Consider the following 18561-nt stretch of genomic DNA (forward strand, 5'->3'; position numbering starts at 1 on the left):
GTGAGGGACATACAAACATGTCCTTCACCCTCAATCGTTAACAGGTATCATTTCCAACAGATCCGGTTTTACTCCTCGCTGTCGTCCGCTGTCCCTTCCTCTGTTTCAGAATCCTGTGCGTCCGACGGCTCCTCTTCTGCAGTTTCATCTACCGCATCTCCGGCGTTCTCACCATCCTCGCCCTCCTTAGCCTTAATCTCATCTGTCAGACGGTCGATGGCTCTCTGCATCTCAGCCGCTTCATCCAGATGTTCAAGTTCTGTTTCCGGCATATATTTCTTAAAAATATGGTTAAAGCAGTATGAGGTCAAAAACGCTGTCAGCCCAACCGACACGATCATCAGCGGCGGGAAAAAGATGGAAGCGATCAGCACCGCCACCGCAATGATCAGATTTAATATGGTCCAGCCCAGATGTCTGATGGACATGAACAGTGCATTGATAAACATCTTTTTCGTAGAGTTATAAAATCTGGCAGTGACCGGGAATATGTAACTCACCATAAAGATCCCCATGAGGATAACAGCCAGGAAGATCGTTGAGAACACTTTGCCTACGGTACTGTCCATGCTCCAGAAAAACCGGATATCCACATACAGAACAAGTCCTACCACAACTATAATCAGCCATATAATCGTAGATTGCTTGAAATTCAGCTTAAAGGACTTAAAGAATCCTCTGACTGTATAGCCCTCGTCATCCGATGCCAGCTTCAACGTCACATAGTACATAGCGGTCGTTGCCGCACCTATGGTAAAAATCGGCAGACTGCAGATTGTCCACAGCACGCTTAATATAAATACGTCCGCCAGTTTTCCGATAAATCTCCATACCGGATTGTCCAAATTAAAAAAACCGCTCATTTCTTATCTCCTGTCTTTCTAAGCTTCTCTATTACAGACCGCCGGGCCGCACGTTCATATTCCGCACATTTTCCCACCGCTGTTTGCATTACTATACATTATATCGAAACACCTTCTAAAAATCAAATTGTTTGTCCCTTATTTATAGTTTTTTAATGAAATGCCTCCCCCATTTTTTTTATTTTATGTTATAATGTCGGCAGACATTATAACTGTGCTGATTTTTTGTCTGCATCGCAGACATTTTTCCATGAAAAATCATGCACATCCCCCGGAGGGGCATGTCAGCTTTCTGACATGCTATAATGTCGGCAGACATTATAACTGTGCTGATTTTTTTGTCTGCATCGCAGACATCTTCCGGGTGGCCTGTTATAAAAACCGAAAGCGAAAGGATGTACAAAATGGATGACGAAAAGAGCCTGAAAAAAGCCTTAAAGGAAGAGAAGGGCAAACTGAAAGACATGTCCTTTAAGGACAAGCTCTGGTATATCGGAGAATACTATAAATTTCATATCATTTTTGTGATTGTGGCTGTGATCATAATAGTTAGCGTCATAACCACCGTGCGGGAAAATTCGAAGGATGAAATACTGAATGTTGTAATCCTCAACGAAAACGTCACCCTGGATACGGATGCCCTAAAGGAGGACTTCGGACAGTTTATCGGTTTTGACTCCAACAGCCAGCGCATGTTTTTTGATTCCAGCATGTACCTCAATCCGGACGGTTCTATCACGGATGAATCCGCCATGGCCTATCAGGCCAAGCTCGTAGCCATGGTGGCTGCGAAACAGCTGGATGTCATGATCGCACCGGAATCGTTAATCAACATGTATTCGCGGGATATGGGCTTCATGGATCTGGAAGAGGCCCTGCCTGATGAACTGTTTCAGAAGCTGACAGACGAGGACCGGATCATCACTGCCAAGGATGCGGATGGGAATACATACGCCGCCGCCATCGACATCGGAGGGACGAGGATTACCGAAACTGCCGGTTTTTCCAACGAACATCCCTATTTTTCTATATTGATCAATTCCGGCAATCTGGAGACAGTGCTGCAGTTTCTCACCTATGCGTTTGAATCATGATCAGGTTGAGATAACAATAGTAGGGTCTCTTTCATTGAAACAGACGATGCAGAACATTTGCCCGTTTACAAATCTAAATTTACCATCTGTGGCACAAGGAAAATCCGCTTGATCTGTTAGATCAAGCGGATTTTTTCGTCACCATCATTGATTATACACTCCATTTTATAACGCCTCGTCACAGTGCCGTCGGTCATTGTCTGTGTCAGCTTTTCTGTTACTTTGAAGCCGCATTTCTGATAACACCTTAGTGCGCTTTCATTTTCCTGATTGGTAAAAAGGATCGCGCGGGCAAAATTTTTCTCCTTCATAACGTCCAGGAGCCGAGATAATGCATGCGTTCCAATCCCCCTATGTTGGTATTCCGGCAAAATAGCAGCCATCTTCAGGTATACGGTCTGGTCAGGCGCAGACAATCCATTAAATGCAAGCCAGCCGATCTGCCTGTCACCGCTCCAAACGATAAAATCCAGTTCATCGTCATCAGTCTCCCAGCAGGCCACCGCATCCGTCCAATTGTCTCTGCTCGTTGGGAGCTCGTTTAAGGCACTCATTATTTGTGGAGTGTTCATCAGTTGATATAAAAAATTGGAATCGCCGGGCTCCACCCGTTTTACCGTTATGCTGTCCATAAACCTCCGATATCAGCTGCAGCCCTCTTACAAAAGAACCTTAAAATTGAGATCCCGTCTTTTCCGGCTCACCGTACTCCTCGCCGAAGGTATCTACCGTTACCTTTTTCATCTTCTGCTGCTGCATCGGGCGGTCGGACCAGTCCGTTCTGGTTTCTGCAATCTTATTCACCACATCCATACCCTCTGTTACCTGTCCGAACGCCGCATAGAGGCCGTCCAGGTGGGGAGAAGTCTCATGCATGATAAAGAACTGAGATCCTGCGCTGTCCGGATGCTGTGCCCTGGCCATGGAAAGGACACCGGGGGTATGCTTTAAATCATTCTGGAATCCGTTCTGTGAGAACTCTCCTTTGATACTGTAGCCGGGGCCGCCGGTTCCTCTGCCCTCCGGACATCCGCCCTGAATCATAAATCCCTTGATCACTCGGTGGAAAATCAGTCCGTCATAGAAATTCTTCTGAATCAGGCTTATAAAATTAGCCACCGTGTTGGGCGCGGTCTGCGGATACAGCTCCGCCTTGATCACATCCCCATTTTCCATTTCAATTGTAACAATTGGATTCTGTGCCATTATAAAGATCTCCTTTAATCATTTTTCTGTATTTTGTCAGAAGCTTCTTCCTCCGCCGCCATGCGAGCTGCCGCTGCTGCTGGTATGCGTTGAGGAATGTCCACCGCCGCCTCCCCCTCCGCTGCCGCTGTTTGTTTCGATTCTGCGCTTGGTAACTGTTGTATGGACGAACCGGTCAGTTCTGGCATTGACTTTGGCAGGCCCCTTCTGGTAGGCATTTACACCGCCGGTATGTCCGGTCCTGCAGGATAAGAGCATGCACAGCACTGTGACACCCGCAGCCGCTGCCGCGATCAGAAAGCTTCTTAAAAGGGCGGCAGGCCGGGTAATCCGCTGCCAGTAGCTGCCCCGTCGGGAACTGTCTTCGGTGATGTACATTCCCTTCTCCTCATTATAATAGCCTTCTATATTATTGGCAACCCATGAATTAACAGCGCGCTCTTGTGCCGCCTCAAAAAAGGCCTGAGTGCTCTTATAAGGATCACCCGGGAAATATTTCATAACCTCGTCAAGAATTTCTTCCACCTCATCGTCCGTGATCAGTTTCTGCGCGTCACCGGCCGTATCGAGATAAACCATACGGTTATCCATATCATACAGCAGCAGGATGCCCGACCCCCGGTTTCCCTCATACCCAAAATTGCGGCTGTCGTAAAAGTCATTGGCATAGGTCTCGGACGATTTTCCCCCTGCATCATCAATGGTAAGTACGATCACATCCAGCTCTAACTGATCCGCCAGCTCTACACAGTCCTCCTGCAGAGAGGTCTTCTCGTCTTCTGTAAACAGCCCCGCGTAGTCATATACCTTATCTTCATTTCTCCTGAATCCGCAGACCATTATAACAGCCGACACAAGAAGAAGCAGCATGCTTATTTTACGTTTCATCACAGCAGACCTCCTATCAGTGAAGCGGCGACAAATACTACCGCCAGAATTGTGCCAAACCATGCGGCAGCTTTACCGCCGCTGACCGGAAGCTTTCCGATGATCTTGCCGGTCTGCCCATTCAGCGTAAACTGATAGTTCCTGCCCTTGTAACGGTAGTTTAACATCCACACAGGCAGCAGCACGTATTCCTCTCCCTTTTCCTTGATTCCGATCCAACGGTCCACCACATTAACAGTGGAATATCCTGCAATCGTGCCCCTGGCTTCCGAGAACGCATAATTTCTGGCCCTGGATCTGGCGCGTTCCTGAAGCTGCTCTGCCGTATAGCTGTATTTCTCTGAAAGATATCCGGACAGGTACGGCATCTCAAACTCCTTCAGTTCCTGATACTGATAGGGTTCCAGGGAATCCATCAGCCCGTCTTCCATCTTTTCCGATGCATCAGCCGGAATCTTTTCATATTGGCAGCTCACATCCCTGTAAACCTCATAATGATCCGTATAGGTATATTCCATATCCCCTTTCCGGCTCACCCGTACTCTGGTGCAGTGCGCAGTCATCCGAACATCCGTATCGTAATCGTAAAGCCAGAACGGAACATACATTCCTGTAATCTTTTCTATTGTGTTTGTGGATGTGAAATCCCTCGGTGTAAGCATGCCGTTCTTTGTCCATTTACGGAATCTTGCCACCGCCTGTTCTCTGGTGATGCGGAAAGGAATGACCTGCGTGGGCTCCACAGCCCCTGTCAGCCGGTCCTCCAAAAGACCTGGACTCCCGCAGAAACTGCAGATAGTCGCCGATGTATGTTCATCGGTGAGAAGCTCGGCGCCGCAGTTTGGACAGTGATACTCTTTAAAATCCGCAGTTTTATATGTACGTTCCTCATGATCCTTTATAAACTCTTCCTGTACGCCGTTTGCTTGCTCCAGCTCCTCCACAGTCATGGTGTTGCCGCAGTGATCACAGGCCATTTTCCCCAGCTCCCCGTTATACTCCATGGAAGAACCGCATTTTGGGCATTTATAGGTTACCGCCATAGCTCCTTACACCTCCGTCTTCTGTATTTACATTTATGTTTCAAATGCTGTTTCTATTCTAGATTTATAATGTCTTTCGACATTATATCATGCCAGCCAGCTGACATGGCCCCTCCGGGGGGATGCGCATGATTTCCTTTGGAAACTGTCTGCTTCGCAGACGGAAATCAGCGCGGGTATAATGTCTTTCGACATTATACCATGCCAGCAGAATCCATGTCCAGAAAAACATATGAAGTCCGCAAACCCTACGGACAGCAGGTTACTGTACACGGCTACCGATCAAGCAGCACATGGCGGGAGGTTTACGGTAACTGTGAAAATTAACATAACTGCTTTTTTGATGTTCATATTTTGTTCAAAAACCATTCAAAAACCTTTTACACAATTAACATGTTTTCTTCATTATTCCTGAATATAATAAAACCATAAGATGAAGCAAAGAAATACCAATTAAATAAAAAGCCAGCATACTACTAAAAAATTTTTTCATAATACGAGCTGATAACCAGTATCAGCTCTCCTCCCTTTTTCATAGTTATATATAAAAAGAACTGCTCGCCAAGGCAGTTCTTTTGCCGTTTAAAAACATATGTTTATACCCCGAACACAATATCATTTAATAATTTTAGTTAAGAACACAAAACAGTCATGCTATGATATTATGAAATAGTATGAACAAAAAAGGTAACAACCGCATGACTAACAATTTTCTATAAAAAAGGGGATTAAATGATGTATTTGGAAACAGAACGGCTGATTGTCCGAAGTTTACAGCAGTCTGATGAACTGCCATTTATAGAGATGGCATCTGACGGAAGCTTAACAGAAATTTACGGAGACTGCGGTGAATGCCACAAATGGATGGGTAGGTTTATAAGCGAAGCCATGGAGTTAGAGGCTCTCAATAATCCCCGAAATGAATATTTGGCTTTTGCCATAGAGGAAAAAGTCAGCCATGCCGTCGTCGGTTCCGTGGGAAGTTCATTTTATGAGGACTTTGATGAAGTGGGAGTTACCTATTTTATAGGGGCAAAATACAGAGGAAACGGCTATGCAGCCGAAGCATTGCTGTCTTTTGTTAACTATTTATGCACCACCTATGATATCGCAAAACTTGTTGCTACAGCGAACGTTCATAACATCGCGTCCTGCAAAACACTGGAACAGGCAGATTTTGTTCTGGTTGAAACTAAAATGTATCAGGATTTGTACGATGAATGCGAAGGAATGAGCAACATCTACATCAGAAAAAAATGAAAAAATAACCCGTCCATTGCGTAAATGGACGGGCATTTTTCATTATGATAGTAACAGAGTTATCTGATCGCTATATAGACCATATAGCCGGCATACAGGGCGAGCATCGCGCCGCCTTCCACGCGGTTCACCGTATACCTGGCCCTGCAGAAGAACAGCGTAATCACACTGGCCACCGCAAGGATCAGCATATCGTACATGGACTGCCCCAGCACCGGAATCGGCGTGATCGTAGCTGCAGCGCCGATAATCAGCAATATATTAAAGATATTGGAGCCTACCACATTTCCTATGGCCAGATCATTCTCCCCTTTGCGCGCCGCCACAACAGAAGTCACCAGTTCCGGCAGGGATGTGCCCATAGCTACAATCGTAAGCCCGATAAAGGTTTCACTAAGCCCGAATGCCTTTGCAATCAGGGTGGCATTGTCCACAACAAGCTGGCCGCCCGCGATTACAGCGATCACACCGCCGACCACATAGATAATGCTGCGCAGGGGCGACAGCGGTTTTTCCTCATCTTCCGATATCTGTCTGGGATTTTTCATGGCGCTGATGACCATGTACACCACATAGGCGATAAACAGCACCAGCAGGATCATCCCATCCAGCCGTCCGATGACGAAACCGGTATCGCGTTTTAGGAACATACCTCCCGCCAGAAGAAAGAGCACCAGCGTAAGTATGATGGAAAAAGGCATCTCCTTCTTTAATATCCCTTTATCCACCCGGATTGGAGCGATCACCGCGCAAATACCGATTACCACCAGCAGGTTGAACATATTGGAGCCGATGACATTACCTATGGCAATCTCATTGCTTCCATGTATGCTTGCCGTAATGCTGACGGCCGCCTCCGGGGCGCTGGTGCCGAAGGCCACAATGGTCAGGCCGATCACAATGGTGGGCACCTTTAACAATTTCGCTATGGAGGAGCTTCCCTCCACAAAAACGTCCGCTCCCTTTACCAGCAGAACAAATCCAATAAGCAGCAATAAATACATCATAACTGTCATCCTCCCTGATTTATGTATATTCGGGCAATAAAAAAAGACTTTATTGCACCAAAAATGCAATAAAAGTCTCGCTTCAGGTGCCTGATATGTAACGGCTCTTGATATCGCCCGGATTTTTCAATCGTGATGACGAACGATAAGGCATCCAGAGGATGCAAGCTACTCCCTTTTATATACCGATTTGATTAGTATAAACCGTAAAATCAACTCTTGTCAAGGGGATTATTTTCTTACACATAAAAGAACGTGTTAGTATTCACGGCTGCTTTATCGGCAGCCGTGAATACTAACAAAAGGGGCTGTTGTGGCAGCCCCAATCAAAAACAGTTATATACAAAATCCGCTCTACCAGTGCAGCCTGTGCAGTTCCCCCTGCATCTGCATCCCGGCGAACTGATTCTGCCGCAGCGCTTCATAAAGCACAATGGCGACGGAGTTAGAAAGGTTCAGGGAACGGATTTCGCTGTTCATCGGAATTCTCACTGAAGTATCCGGATGCTTAAGCAGGATTTCTTCCGGAATGCCGGCGCTCTCTTTGCCGAACATCAGATAGCAGTCCGGTTCATAGGCTACCTCCGTATATACCTTATGGGCCTTGGTGGTGGCCATATAGATTTTTGCACCCGGGTTACGCTCCAGAAAATCCGCGTAATTGTCATAGACAGTGACGTCTAAATCCTGCCAGTAATCCAGCCCCGCCCTCTTTATGGCCTTCTCATTCAGCCGGAATCCCAGAGGTTCAATCAGATGGAGCCTGGTACCCGTAGCGACACAGGTGCGTCCGATATTGCCGGTATTGGCCGGCATCTCCGGTTCCAGCAGCACTACGTTCATGAATTGGCGCCTCCTTTATCCAAACGCTGTATGAAATGCTCCACACGGTCCAGCGCTTTCTTCAGGCTTTCCAGTGAGTAGGCATAGGAAATTCTAAGGAACCCTTCCCCGCAGTCACCGAATGCGGTTCCCGGCACCACAGCCACCTTTTCTTCCTGCAACAGCGTGGTCGCGAAATCATCTGAGCTCATTCCGAATTTTTGTATGCTGGGAAAGACGTAAAAGGCACCATAGGGTTCAAAGCAGGTCAGCCCCATTTCCCGCAGGCGATGCACCAGAAAACGGCGCCGCTGGTTGTAGGATTCACGCATCACGGCCACATCGGCGTCGCCATTTCTTAAGGCCTCCACCGCAGCATACTGGCTGGTCGTCGGAGCACACATGATGGCAAACTGATGGATCTTCACCATCTGGCTGATGATTTCGGCTGGACCGCAGGCATAGCCGAGACGCCAGCCCGTCATGGCGTAGGATTTGGAAAAGCCGTTGATCAATATGGTCCTCTCCCGCATCCCTGGCAGGGATGCTATCGTAACATGGCCGCCGTTATAACTCAATTCGGAATAGATCTCATCGGAGAGCACAAATATATCATGCTCAATGATCACGGAAGCGATTTCCTCCAGATCCTTTTTCTCCATTATCGCGCCGGTGGGATTATTGGGATAGGGCAGGATCAGCAGCTTGGTCTTCGGTGTAATCGCCGCTAAAAGCTGTTCTTTGGTCAGGCGGAATTCGTTTTCCTCCTTAAGCTCCACAATCACCGGCACCCCGTCCGCCAAGATCGCGCAGGGTTCATAGGAAACATAGCTTGGCTGTGGTATAATCACTTCCTCGCCGGGATTGAGCATGGCGCGCATGGCGATATCGATGGCCTCACTGCCGCCTACCGTAACGATCACTTCATCCTGATAGCGGTACGGCACGCGAAAACGCCTGTCTATGTAACTGCAGATTTCCTGCTTTAACTCCTTTAATCCAGAATTTGAGGTATAGAAAGTACGTCCCCGTTCCAGAGAATAGATTCCCTCCTCCCGGATATGCCACGGAGTTTCAAAATCCGGTTCCCCCACACCCAGGGAAATCGCGTCAGGCATTTCGCTGACAATATCGAAAAATTTGCGGATTCCGGATGGTTTTATCGCAACCGCTTTGTCTGCTAATGGATTTCTCACGGTGTCACCAACATCCTTTCATCCTGAATTTTCTGCGACAGCACGGTCCCGTGATCTTTATATTTTTTTAGCACAAAATGGGTGGCGGTGCTTAATACCGAGTCCATGGGAGACAGCTTATCAGAAACAAACTGCGCTACGGCACGCATGGTCTTTTCCTCCAGCATCACCATGAAATCATAGGCGCCGGACATCAGGTAAACCGCCTGAACCTCGCTGTACTGGTAGATGCGCTCGGCAATCTTATCAAATCCCATGCCTCGCTGAGGCGTAACTCTGACTTCGATTAAGGCCACCACCTTTTCATCGCTTGTATTATCCCAGTTAATCAAAGTATGATAACCGCAGATTATATTTTCTTTCTCCATATCCGCGATCTCATTAGCAACCGCTGCTTCGCTCTCGCCCAGCAGCACGGCCAGATCATGGAGATCAATCCTGCTGTTCTTCTCAATAACCGCTAATATTTTCTCTCTCATAATTTATACCATAACCCTTTCTTCATTGTTCATGAGGTTACTCATCGCCCGCTTATCTCCGGCCAGCCGGGTATGCGGACAATTTTACACAGTTCGTCAGGCTGCGGTCTTGTAAGGTACCGGCGCCCTTCCTTCCCAATAATTACGCGGTCACGGCCTTTTGTAATCTTCCCGATCACAGCGGCAGCACACCCTTCCTCCTTTAGAAGCCGCACCGCATCGCTGCCGTTATCTACGGCAAGCAGGCTGCAGCCGCCGCAAAGGAGCTGGTAAGGATTTAATTCAAACACCTCGCAGAACTCAATGGTCTGCTGCTTTATGGGAATCTCCTTAAGCTGGACCTCAAGGCCGGTGTTAAGAGCTTCCCCGAATATCCAGAGAGCCGCAAATAAACCGCCTCTTGACACGGCTAGCATGGCTGTTTCACCATGCCGACCGGCGACTGCGGCCTCCGGAGCCAGTTTCAGATACTTTAGCAGTTCTCCGGCTTCCTCCACAAAGCTCTCTGCGAGAGAGCTGCAGAGCTTTTCTTTATAAAGCCCGGCAAGCAGCACTGTTCCGCCCAGTCCGACCGGATTCGTGAGCACGATGTCCTGGCCGGGCACCGCCTTTCGGACAACAAAAACTTCTCCCGCTTTTTCCATCAAGCCGGAGAAGTCAAATTCTGTATTCAGGCCTGGAAGGGAGATCTCCCCTCCAGGCAGGATATTTTCTATTCTATTCAAACCATTTTCCATATGGTGTCCTCCATATTGCCAGCATAGGAACCTTAGAGCGGGGACATCAGGGATGATCCACGGGCTGCTGTTCGGCCGGAGGCTGTTCTACCGGAGGCTGTTCGGCCGGCGGCTGATCAGTAGGCTGCCCGTCCGCAGGCAATGCAGCACCTGTGCCCACATGATATTCCGGAGGTGCCATCTTATATTTATCCGTATGCAACACTGTACGTTCGATTTCTTTTCCATCCACCGTTACAACTTTAGTCAGGGTAGCAGTTACCTTTGGATAGGAACCCTGTGTTTTTTCCTGCGTCCCGGCAGGCAGATTCGGATCTTCCACATATTGTGTCATATCCTCGGTAGGCCAAATTTCCTCCAGAGTTGTAGATATATACTCAACCTTACGATTAGAGGCTCTTGTTTCTTTTCCGTATATAGTGAACGTGCATTTGCCCTTCCGCGCAGACGCTTCAATATAGATCGGATAGTCAAAATCATTGCGAAGCTTCAGATCCTGCTGTGGGTTACGGTAATCCGCCCCTGCATATATGGTTGCATCAAACGCATAGGGCACATAGCTCACCGTCTTGCTGTGATTGCGCCGCTCCGTGACAGTTACCTCTGCATACAACGCGGCATCATAAAGTGTTGTAGCTGTCTGGCAAATACCCGCTCCGATCATTTCCTCCGTTCGGGTTCCGATATAACCTTCTGCCGTAGAATAGCCGCCCTCAATGCTTCTCTCCCCCATAAGCGTCGATGCTGACATCTCCTCGCCAGGATAAAGCAGCACGCCATTCAACCGTGTCGTGGACAGTTCCAGGCTCTTTGTCCTTCCCACATTGCCGGAATTATAATCTGTGGTGGCTGTTCCCAGCACATCCTGCACCGCATAGAGCTCATCAGAGCTATGCGTGGGCTGTGTGATCTCGGCGGTGGCTTCCAGCTCGATATTGTAGCCCTGCCACTTTTCAAGAATGGCTGACTTAATTGAGTTCTCCGTCTCGGTCTCGTTTACGGCTATGCCGGTAACGCTCTCGGTCACGATAAACTTGCCGTCTTCTCTTTTAAGGGACGGCTCCTTCGGATCTATGTTAAAACTGCTGATCTCATTCTGCACAAATGATGTTACTGCGGCATCATCGATCGCAAACTCCAAATCGTATCTGCTGCCATGGCTCTGAAGCTGCTGCAGGTCCTTATACCGGTCTATCACCGTTCCCTGCTTGCCAATCCAGGCCGCTTCCTCCGTTATACCGGTATTGGTCCAGGAAAGCCCAAGCGCGCCGATAGTGGTATCCACTGAATTATCGTTTACATGCACGGTAATCGTGCGTTCCTTAAGCTGATCCACATAGCTTTCCACCGCAGCCTGCGCTTCCCCTGCAGTCATGCCGCTCACATCGATCTCTTCAATAAAAACACCGTCTGTTATCCTTGGGTCATCCAAATCCCCGCTGCCGGCTGCCTTCACCGTGCTGCCGGATCCAATCCATAAAAGCCCTGCAGCAAGGAACAGGGCTGCAAGAATATTTTTTATTTTCATCCTGTCTCTCCTTAATACTAACATCTGACTACCAGTAACTCTCCCTTTATCTGCCAATGTACTTCTGCGGCCACACAGGGGTAATCCGCTGCCTGCGCGGCAGGTTATTACCATTTTAGCATAACACTTCTCTTTTTCAATAGAAAACCAAAAATGTAACACTATTGCAACAAATTGTAAATACTACATAAGAAGTCCCAGAATCGGCGGAACCAGCATGGCCAAAACCAGAATTACAACAATCACTGCCACTATAATTCTCTGACTCTTTTTGCGATACATATTTTCTCTCCCTTCCGCAAGGCCTTATACAGCCTGCCGTCCGCGTCAGCGCACTGACGACGGACACAGTTCTCTCAAAAAGCATTCACCGCAGGCAGGCTTTCTGGCCGTGCAGATTGTCCTGCCGAGAGTGATTATCTGAATGTTATACAGAATCCAGTGGTCCTTCGGGAGGACCTTCATCAGCTCATATTCGATCTTTTCCGGATCCTCTTCCTCCGTTAATCCCAGCTTTCTGGAAATACGCTTCACATGGGTGTCCACCACAATGCTCGGCTCATGATAGATATTCCCGCGGATCACATTGGCCGTCTTTCTGCCCACACCGGCCAGAGACAGCAGCGCATCCATATCCTTTGGGACCTCTCCGCCGTATTTCTCCACCAATGTTTTGGCACAGCTTATCATATTCTTTGCCTTAGTATGGTAAAATCCGGTGGAGTGGATTTCTTCCTCCAGCTGTGCAAGATCGGCCGCAGCCAGCTTTTCCAGCGTATCATATTTTTTAAACAGTGTGGCTGTGACGATATTGACACGGGCATCCGTGCACTGCGCACTCATGATCACTGCCATAAGAAGCTGCCACGGCGTCTCATAGTTAAGATAACATTTATATTCCCTGGTATAGTGCTCGTCCAGCAGATCCAGAATCGCCTGCACACGGTTGTTCATAAGCGCCTCCCTTTTTTCATTTGTCTAAGATCTGACAGACCGCAGCATTGCCGTCCAGCGGGCTTCGGCGGCTGTAATCAAACAGGACGCGGCATTTCTCCCGGCAAAGCTCGCCCTTTTCCAGAAACTTTTGCAGATTAAAATCCAGTATTTCCATATGGGCAGTATGTAACAGCTGGCGGTAATTCAACTCCCTCAAGCCAGGAAGCCAGGTGTGGTTTTTACTCTCTCCGGCAAAAAAATCTCCGATTTCCTTCCGGTACTGACTTTCATCCGCCGCAAAATCGGGACGGTTCCTCACATTTTCCCTAAGATAAAGGTCATAGGTCAGAAGCTGCCGGCCTACCGAAAGATCCGCTTCTTTTGTTTCTTCCAGAAAGCGGAAGAGCAGCCGGTAACGATCCATTCGGTTGAGAGCAAGAAAAAGCAGCCCTTCCCGCCGGTAAAACTCCGCCAATTCATCATACATTTCATACGGTGAGGGATAATACCCCTCCAGATACCGCAGCATATGTTTGAATTGTCCACTATTATAATATACTTCTGTCATATCTTCAATGCTTTTCAGCCTGATAATGTCTTTGTAGGGCAGCCATTTTGTGGAAAGTACTTCGTAGGGCGGATATTCCTGGTATGATATTCCATAATCAGAGACTTTTTCATACATGTAGGAGCCCTTCAACACCTTCAGAAAACCGAGCTGCAGCTGTTCAGGCCTCATACTGTACACTTCGTTGAAGGACCTTTTAAAACTCTCCAGATTCTCCCAGGGCAGCCCTGCAATCAAATCCAGATGTTGATGGATATTGCCAAAGGAATTGATTCTTTCCACCACCTCACGAACGCGGTCTAAATCCATGCTGCGCCGTATTTCACGTATGGTGTCCGGATTGGTGGACTGCACACCGATCTCCAGCTGTATCTGTCCCGGGCGCATTTCTTTAAGCAGCGCAAGCTCCTCTTCGTCCATCAGATCCGCCGCGATCTCGAAATGGAAATTGGTGATCCCGTTGTCGTGTTCCTTTATGTACCGCCAGATGCACAGCGCATGCTCCCTGCGGCAGTTGAAGGTGCGGTCCACAAATTTCACCTGCGGCACCTTCCTGTCCAAAAAGTACTGCAGTTCTTTTTTCACCAGAGCCAGATCCCTGAATCTTAAATGTTTGTCCACGGAAGAAAGGCAATAGCTGCACCGGAACGGGCAGCCTCTGCTGCTTTCGTAGTAAAGTATCTTATTGTCCGGACAACCGTGCTCATAGAGAAAGGGCAGCCTGTCTAAATCCATGACCGGGGCGGGCTCTCCCTCCGTCACCGAGTCCCCCTCACGCCAGATGATTCCTCCGATCTCATGAAACGCCGGCTTTCCTTCTATATAATGGGAAGCCAGCCGGCTGAAGGTCCGCTCCCCCTCTCCGGCCATAATTCCGCGGATTCCCGGCATGGACATAAGGCAGGCGCGGCTCTCAAAGGATACCTCCGGCCCCCCCAGCCAGATTTCGGCTTCCGGCAGTATCCTGCAAAGGCTGGACACAAGAGCTCTGACATAAACAATGTTCCAGATATAACAGGATATACAGATCACGTCCGGATTTCTCTCAAAAATGTCTCTAAGGACCTGATCCGGCAGATGGTTGACCGTGTATTCCGCAAGCTCGATCTGCTCACCGTATCTCTCCCGCTCATCCGCATGGGACAGAGCATACTCCTTAAGGCTGTAGAGAGCAGGGTTTGTATGGATGTATTTGGCGTTCACCGCCACAAGAAGTATCTTCATAGGTTCAGTATTCCGCTTTCTTTAATGGACTGCAGCGCTTCCCTAATCACTTCCTCGTCCTGCACCAGCGCCATGCGCACGTGCCCTTCTCCGGACGGACCGAATGCGCTGCCCGGCGTCACCATAACTCCGGTTTTCTCCAGCAGTTCCATGGCAAATTTCTCGCTGTCCGTATAGCCCGCCGGGAGCTTCGCCCATACAAACATGGTGGCCCGGCTCGGCTCCATCTTCCAGCCGATGGAATTTAAGCCGCCGCAGAGCACGTCCCTGCGGTGCTCATAGGCGGCCCTGGTAGCCGCCACACAGGACTGATCCCCGGTTATAGCCGCAATAGCGGCCTCCTGCACCGGCAGAAACATCCCATAATCCATATTGGATTTCAGGGTAGACAGATTCTTAACCACCCGGCTGTTTCCCACACAGAATCCGATCCTGGCACCGGCCAGGCCGTAGGTTTTGGATAGGGAATTAAATTCCACCCCCACCGCTTTGGCCTGTGGGAAACGAAGGAAGCTGCCGCACTGCACGCCGTCAAATACCAGCTCGCTGTAGGCGTTATCATGGAGCACTATAATATCGTATTTTTTCGCAAACGCGATCAGTTTTTCATAGAACCAGTCCGGCGCCATGGCGGTAGTGGGGTTGTTGGGATAGGATACAATTATCAGCTTCGCTTTTTTAGCCGTTTCCTCCGGTATCCCGTCCAGATCGATCAGATATCCGTTTTCTTCCTTTAACGGCATATAAAAAAGCTCTGCGCCGGCCAGCAGCGGGCCGTCCGCGAACACAGGATAACAGGGATCCGGCACCAGCACAGTATCCCCCTCATCTACAATGGACAGCGCGATGTGGGCCAGCCCTTCCTGTGAGCCCAGCAGAGAAACCACTTCGCTCTCCGGATCCAGAGCCACTCCGTATCTTCTATCATACCACTGCGCCACCGCCTCCTTAAGCCTTGGCAGATCGCTTAAGGCATACACATAGTTGCTTTTATCTCTCGCAGCATTTGAAAGCGCATCAATTACATGATCGGCCGGCGGAATATTCGGCGTTCCCACGCTTAAATCAATCACGCTCTTTCCCTGGCTTAGTCTCTCGCTCTTGCGTTCAGCCAGCACGGAAAATATTCCCGTGCCGAATTTATCCATTCTCTTTGCAAATTCCATTATAATCTGTTCCTCCTGTCACATAGATATTTGAGGACCCGCAGCAGAGTTCAGGGACAGCCCCGTATCGGCACGGGATATAACGCTGTCACTCCCGCTAAAATACATGGCTGTCCCCAACTCATTTAAGGTCTTTCTCCATCTGTATGCATCCGTCCTCACCGGGACCTTCCTGTCCCGCAGATGCGGTAAACCCCATCTTTTTATAAAAGCCCGCTGCGGTCACGGAAGATGACAGCCGGATGCGGCCGCCTCCGTTTCTTGCCGCATACCGCTCGGCATCAAGCATCAATGCGGCGGCCACCCCTCTGCGGTGCAGACTGGGCTCCACAAATACCGCCCGAATCTCCCAGACCGTCTCCTCCCCAAAAAGCCTTACGATACTGAGTGTTCCCGCGCACACGCCGCCGTACTGCGCGATCCGGATTCTGCGCTGTTTCGCGTATTCCCGGATCTTTTCCGGCCCGTAAAGCCGCGCTATGCGCTCCATCTCCTCCTGCGGATAGTCTGCGATGTTTACCTCCATGAGATTGCGCGATATCAGAGAAGACAGTTCTTCTTCATCCCCCGCTTCATAGTCTCTTAGAACCAGAGGCTGCTTTTCAGACCGCTCCATTTTTTCATCAGAGGGCAGTTTATACATCGTAACATCGTGGCAGGCCAGCAGCAGTGCCTCCTTCCCCTCCCAGGAAATCATACAGGCGTCAGCCATCGTCCATACGCGCAGGAGCGGGTTGTAAATCTCGAGTGTCTGATTATTTTTTCCGTTTAAATCTTTTGCCGGACAGCGGGCACAGCGGTCCGCTCTGTGAAAGAACGCCCGGTGGCAGCACTGCCCGGGCTCTGCGTCCGGCACAAGGCGCCTTGTCTTCTCATTTACAAATAAAAGGCGCATGCTGTCCGGATCCACCACATAGATATACGAATTCTGATTGTCCAAAATCTCCTTCATAGACCGGTTGGCCTGTTCCAGCTTCTTTCGGGAACGTTCCTTTAACAGAAAGGTGCCCACCACCTCCGATATAAACATCAGCGCATCGATCTGTTCCTGAGTCCAAAAGCGGTTCGTCCTGCATTCATCAAATCCGACGAATCCCCGGAAATATCCGTTATCCCGGATCGCGCACTGAAGCACTGACTTGATGCCCTGGCGCTTCAGGATCTCATGCTGGCTGCGCGACAGATCCCGGATGTCCCGGCAGTAGAATATGCCGTTCTCGTCAAAATTATCCTTATAGCCGCTGCCGATATCGTTTTCGTAGGAAACCTGCTGCAGGACACCGATCTGGGAATCGATGCCTTTATTGCACCATTCAAACGTATTGCTGCAGTAATTACCGTCCGGCGTATCCTCAAATATATAAACGCGGCTCACATCAAAACGCCGCCCGACGATCTCCAGCACGCGGTCCACCGCTTCTTCCACATCCGTGGACTGGTAAAGCGAACGGAAAATAAATTCCACCAGCATATTCTGACCCAAAACGGCGCCCGTATTAGAATCGATCTTGCCTCCGATCGCCGACAAATCCTTCTGGGGCATGAGAAATGCCTGTGAGCTTAACATTTCCTTATCACAGAGCACGTACTGGTCCTTCCCCCTGCGTTTCGCCTCATACAGCGCATAATCCGCGCTGCGGTAAAGCTCACGGAAGGTCTGCCCATGCAGAGGGCAGACCGCAATGCCCACACTGCAGGAGGCGAAACTGTCCACACCGCCGGAAGCAGCCAGTGACCGAAGGGCATCCGTAATCTGCTGCGCCTTATTCTTTGCAACTTGAGGGCCCGGAATATTTCTGACGAACACCAGAAATTCATCCCCGCCGATCCTTCCGACCACATCGTCCTCCCGAAACAGTTTCCGGATCTCCCTGGCCGTCTCCATCAGAAAGGAATCTCCAAACAGATGGCCCCTGGTATCATTCACCTGTTTAAAATTATCCACATCGATCATGAGAAGCGCGCTGCAGCCGGTGGCGGTACCGTCTTTTAAAAGCCCGCTGACCATCGCCTCGACCGCAGCTTTATTATAGAGCTTTGTCAGACCGTCCTTATCCGCCTTTTCCATCAGCTTCTGGGATCTGCGTTTCTCCCGATCGATATCGCGCATCACGCCCAGGGCCCGTATGGGTTTGCCGTCCTGCCCGTACTGGGTGGTCGCCCGTATCCTGCACCAGATAAAGGATCCGTCCGCCTTTCCGATCCGGCATTCCGCCTCGGTATAAGGCCTTCCCCCGAGTATCTCACGCATGATCCGGAGGAACTCCGTCCTGTCGGCATCCAGGATATATCTGGTATCTCTCATATGTTCAAAAATTTTTTGGCCGGCAGGAATATACCCCATCTTTTTCCTGTAATTATCCGAACATAGCAGGGTGTCTTCCACGATATTCCATTCAAACAGGATATCCTCGCTCTGATCCAAAATCACCTGAAAGCGGTTCAGGCTGCGGTTCAGCCTTTCAATTTCAGCCTTCAGCTCATGTACTTGACTGCCGTCCGTCTCCGCCCCGGAATCCCTCTTAAAGTTTTCTTCCATACTGC

Annotated in this window: 17 protein-coding genes; 2 read left to right on the plus strand and 15 right to left on the minus strand. The window is 49.3% G+C overall.

Features of this window, described 5'->3' with window-relative positions; translation table 11 throughout:
* Positions 1 to 68: 68 nt before the first annotated feature.
* Positions 69 to 863, minus strand: coding sequence for a DUF624 domain-containing protein (locus DWZ56_RS17615; RefSeq protein WP_118557918.1), 795 nt, complete (start codon positions 861 to 863; stop codon positions 69 to 71).
* Between the two features lie 404 nt (positions 864 to 1267).
* On the opposite strand from DWZ56_RS17615, the gene DWZ56_RS17625 reads away from it, so the two are divergent.
* Entirely contained in the window at positions 1268 to 1957 is a 690-nt protein-coding gene (locus DWZ56_RS17625) for a hypothetical protein (protein ID WP_118557920.1), read from the plus strand.
* 116 nt (positions 1958 to 2073) lie between these two features.
* On the opposite strand, the gene DWZ56_RS17630 is transcribed toward DWZ56_RS17625, so the two are convergent.
* Genes DWZ56_RS17630 through DWZ56_RS17645 form a run of 4 tightly spaced genes read right to left on the minus strand, consistent with a single transcriptional unit; the run spans position 2074 to position 5094 of the window.
* The gene (locus DWZ56_RS17630; RefSeq protein ID WP_118557921.1) at positions 2074 to 2589 is read right to left on the minus strand and encodes a GNAT family N-acetyltransferase; all 516 of its coding nucleotides are present in this window, start codon (positions 2587 to 2589) and stop codon (positions 2074 to 2076) included.
* 40 nt (positions 2590 to 2629) lie between these two features.
* Positions 2630 to 3163 (minus strand): peptidylprolyl isomerase, encoded by a 534-nt coding sequence (locus DWZ56_RS17635; protein ID WP_118557922.1) that lies wholly within the window; start codon positions 3161 to 3163, stop codon positions 2630 to 2632.
* Between the two features lie 36 nt (positions 3164 to 3199).
* On the minus strand, positions 3200 to 4051 hold the full coding sequence (locus DWZ56_RS17640; protein WP_158584647.1) for a TPM domain-containing protein: 852 nt from the start codon (positions 4049 to 4051) through the stop codon (positions 3200 to 3202).
* Complete coding sequence (locus DWZ56_RS17645) at positions 4051 to 5094, minus strand: hypothetical protein (protein WP_118557924.1); 1044 nt, start codon at positions 5092 to 5094, stop codon at positions 4051 to 4053. The genes DWZ56_RS17640 and DWZ56_RS17645 overlap by 1 nt, the downstream gene beginning before the upstream one ends.
* 732 nt (positions 5095 to 5826) lie before the next feature.
* On the opposite strand from DWZ56_RS17645, the gene DWZ56_RS17650 reads away from it, so the two are divergent.
* The gene (locus tag DWZ56_RS17650; protein WP_118557925.1) at positions 5827 to 6354 is read left to right on the plus strand and encodes a GNAT family N-acetyltransferase; all 528 of its coding nucleotides are present in this window, start codon (positions 5827 to 5829) and stop codon (positions 6352 to 6354) included.
* Between the two features lie 59 nt (positions 6355 to 6413).
* On the opposite strand, the gene DWZ56_RS17655 is transcribed toward DWZ56_RS17650, so the two are convergent.
* The 10 genes from DWZ56_RS17655 to DWZ56_RS17700 all read right to left on the minus strand — a co-directional run bounded on the left by DWZ56_RS17655 (position 6414) and on the right by DWZ56_RS17700 (position 18556).
* Positions 6414 to 7361, minus strand: a complete 948-nt coding sequence (locus DWZ56_RS17655; RefSeq protein WP_118557926.1) for a calcium/sodium antiporter — start codon at positions 7359 to 7361, stop codon at positions 6414 to 6416.
* Between the two features lie 354 nt (positions 7362 to 7715).
* Positions 7716 to 8204: a tRNA (cytidine(34)-2'-O)-methyltransferase gene (locus DWZ56_RS17660; RefSeq protein ID WP_118557927.1), complete on the minus strand. Its 489-nt coding sequence runs from the start codon at positions 8202 to 8204 to the stop codon at positions 7716 to 7718.
* The gene (locus DWZ56_RS17665; RefSeq protein WP_118557928.1) at positions 8201 to 9379 is read right to left on the minus strand and encodes an aminotransferase class I/II-fold pyridoxal phosphate-dependent enzyme; all 1179 of its coding nucleotides are present in this window, start codon (positions 9377 to 9379) and stop codon (positions 8201 to 8203) included. Before DWZ56_RS17665 ends, DWZ56_RS17660 begins: the two co-directional genes overlap by 4 nt.
* Positions 9376 to 9858: an Lrp/AsnC family transcriptional regulator gene (locus DWZ56_RS17670; RefSeq protein WP_118557929.1), complete on the minus strand. Its 483-nt coding sequence runs from the start codon at positions 9856 to 9858 to the stop codon at positions 9376 to 9378. Before DWZ56_RS17670 ends, DWZ56_RS17665 begins: the two co-directional genes overlap by 4 nt.
* A 41-nt stretch (positions 9859 to 9899) precedes the next feature.
* Positions 9900 to 10595, minus strand: a complete 696-nt coding sequence (locus tag DWZ56_RS17675) for an AIR synthase-related protein (protein WP_118557930.1) — start codon at positions 10593 to 10595, stop codon at positions 9900 to 9902.
* Positions 10596 to 10641: 46 nt separating this feature from the next.
* Positions 10642 to 12123, minus strand: a complete 1482-nt coding sequence (locus tag DWZ56_RS17680) for a VanW family protein (RefSeq protein ID WP_158584648.1) — start codon at positions 12121 to 12123, stop codon at positions 10642 to 10644.
* Positions 12124 to 12450: 327 nt separating this feature from the next.
* Complete coding sequence (gene nth, locus DWZ56_RS17685) at positions 12451 to 13077, minus strand: endonuclease III (RefSeq protein ID WP_118557932.1); 627 nt, start codon at positions 13075 to 13077, stop codon at positions 12451 to 12453.
* Between the two features lie 16 nt (positions 13078 to 13093).
* Positions 13094 to 14851, minus strand: a complete 1758-nt coding sequence (locus tag DWZ56_RS17690) for a B12-binding domain-containing radical SAM protein (protein WP_118557933.1) — start codon at positions 14849 to 14851, stop codon at positions 13094 to 13096.
* Positions 14848 to 16017, minus strand: coding sequence for an aminotransferase class I/II-fold pyridoxal phosphate-dependent enzyme (locus DWZ56_RS17695; RefSeq protein WP_118557934.1), 1170 nt, complete (start codon positions 16015 to 16017; stop codon positions 14848 to 14850). Before DWZ56_RS17695 ends, DWZ56_RS17690 begins: the two co-directional genes overlap by 4 nt.
* A gap of 121 nt (positions 16018 to 16138) precedes the next feature.
* Entirely contained in the window at positions 16139 to 18556 is a 2418-nt protein-coding gene (locus tag DWZ56_RS17700; RefSeq protein WP_118557935.1) for a GNAT family N-acetyltransferase, read from the minus strand.
* Positions 18557 to 18561 lie beyond the last annotated feature (5 nt).

Source organism: Lachnotalea sp. AF33-28 (genome assembly GCF_003477885.1).
Classification (GTDB): Bacteria; Bacillota; Clostridia; order Lachnospirales; family Lachnospiraceae; genus AF33-28.

Bases quoted from the DNA above. Each gene is read 5' to 3' on its own strand.
- DWZ56_RS17670 (WP_118557929.1), bottom strand. From the start codon at position 9,858: ATGAGAGAGAAAATATTAGCGGTTATTGAGAAGAACAGCAGGATTGAT.
- DWZ56_RS17680 (WP_158584648.1), bottom strand. From the start codon at position 12,123: ATGAAAATAAAAAATATTCTTGCAGCCCTGTTCCTTGCTGCAGGGCTT.
- DWZ56_RS17650 (WP_118557925.1), top strand. From the start codon at position 5,827: ATGATGTATTTGGAAACAGAACGGCTGATTGTCCGAAGTTTACAGCAG.
- DWZ56_RS17660 (WP_118557927.1), bottom strand. From the start codon at position 8,204: ATGAACGTAGTGCTGCTGGAACCGGAGATGCCGGCCAATACCGGCAAT.
- DWZ56_RS17635 (WP_118557922.1), bottom strand. From the start codon at position 3,163: ATGGCACAGAATCCAATTGTTACAATTGAAATGGAAAATGGGGATGTG.
- DWZ56_RS17700 (WP_118557935.1), bottom strand. From the start codon at position 18,556: ATGGAAGAAAACTTTAAGAGGGATTCCGGGGCGGAGACGGACGGCAGT.
- DWZ56_RS17675 (WP_118557930.1), bottom strand. From the start codon at position 10,595: ATGGAAAATGGTTTGAATAGAATAGAAAATATCCTGCCTGGAGGGGAG.
- nth (WP_118557932.1), bottom strand. From the start codon at position 13,077: ATGAACAACCGTGTGCAGGCGATTCTGGATCTGCTGGACGAGCACTAT.
- DWZ56_RS17630 (WP_118557921.1), bottom strand. From the start codon at position 2,589: ATGGACAGCATAACGGTAAAACGGGTGGAGCCCGGCGATTCCAATTTT.
- DWZ56_RS17640 (WP_158584647.1), bottom strand. From the start codon at position 4,051: ATGAAACGTAAAATAAGCATGCTGCTTCTTCTTGTGTCGGCTGTTATA.
- DWZ56_RS17695 (WP_118557934.1), bottom strand. From the start codon at position 16,017: ATGGAATTTGCAAAGAGAATGGATAAATTCGGCACGGGAATATTTTCC.
- DWZ56_RS17690 (WP_118557933.1), bottom strand. From the start codon at position 14,851: ATGAAGATACTTCTTGTGGCGGTGAACGCCAAATACATCCATACAAAC.
- DWZ56_RS17615 (WP_118557918.1), bottom strand. From the start codon at position 863: ATGAGCGGTTTTTTTAATTTGGACAATCCGGTATGGAGATTTATCGGA.
- DWZ56_RS17655 (WP_118557926.1), bottom strand. From the start codon at position 7,361: ATGATGTATTTATTGCTGCTTATTGGATTTGTTCTGCTGGTAAAGGGA.
- DWZ56_RS17645 (WP_118557924.1), bottom strand. From the start codon at position 5,094: ATGGCGGTAACCTATAAATGCCCAAAATGCGGTTCTTCCATGGAGTAT.
- DWZ56_RS17625 (WP_118557920.1), top strand. From the start codon at position 1,268: ATGGATGACGAAAAGAGCCTGAAAAAAGCCTTAAAGGAAGAGAAGGGC.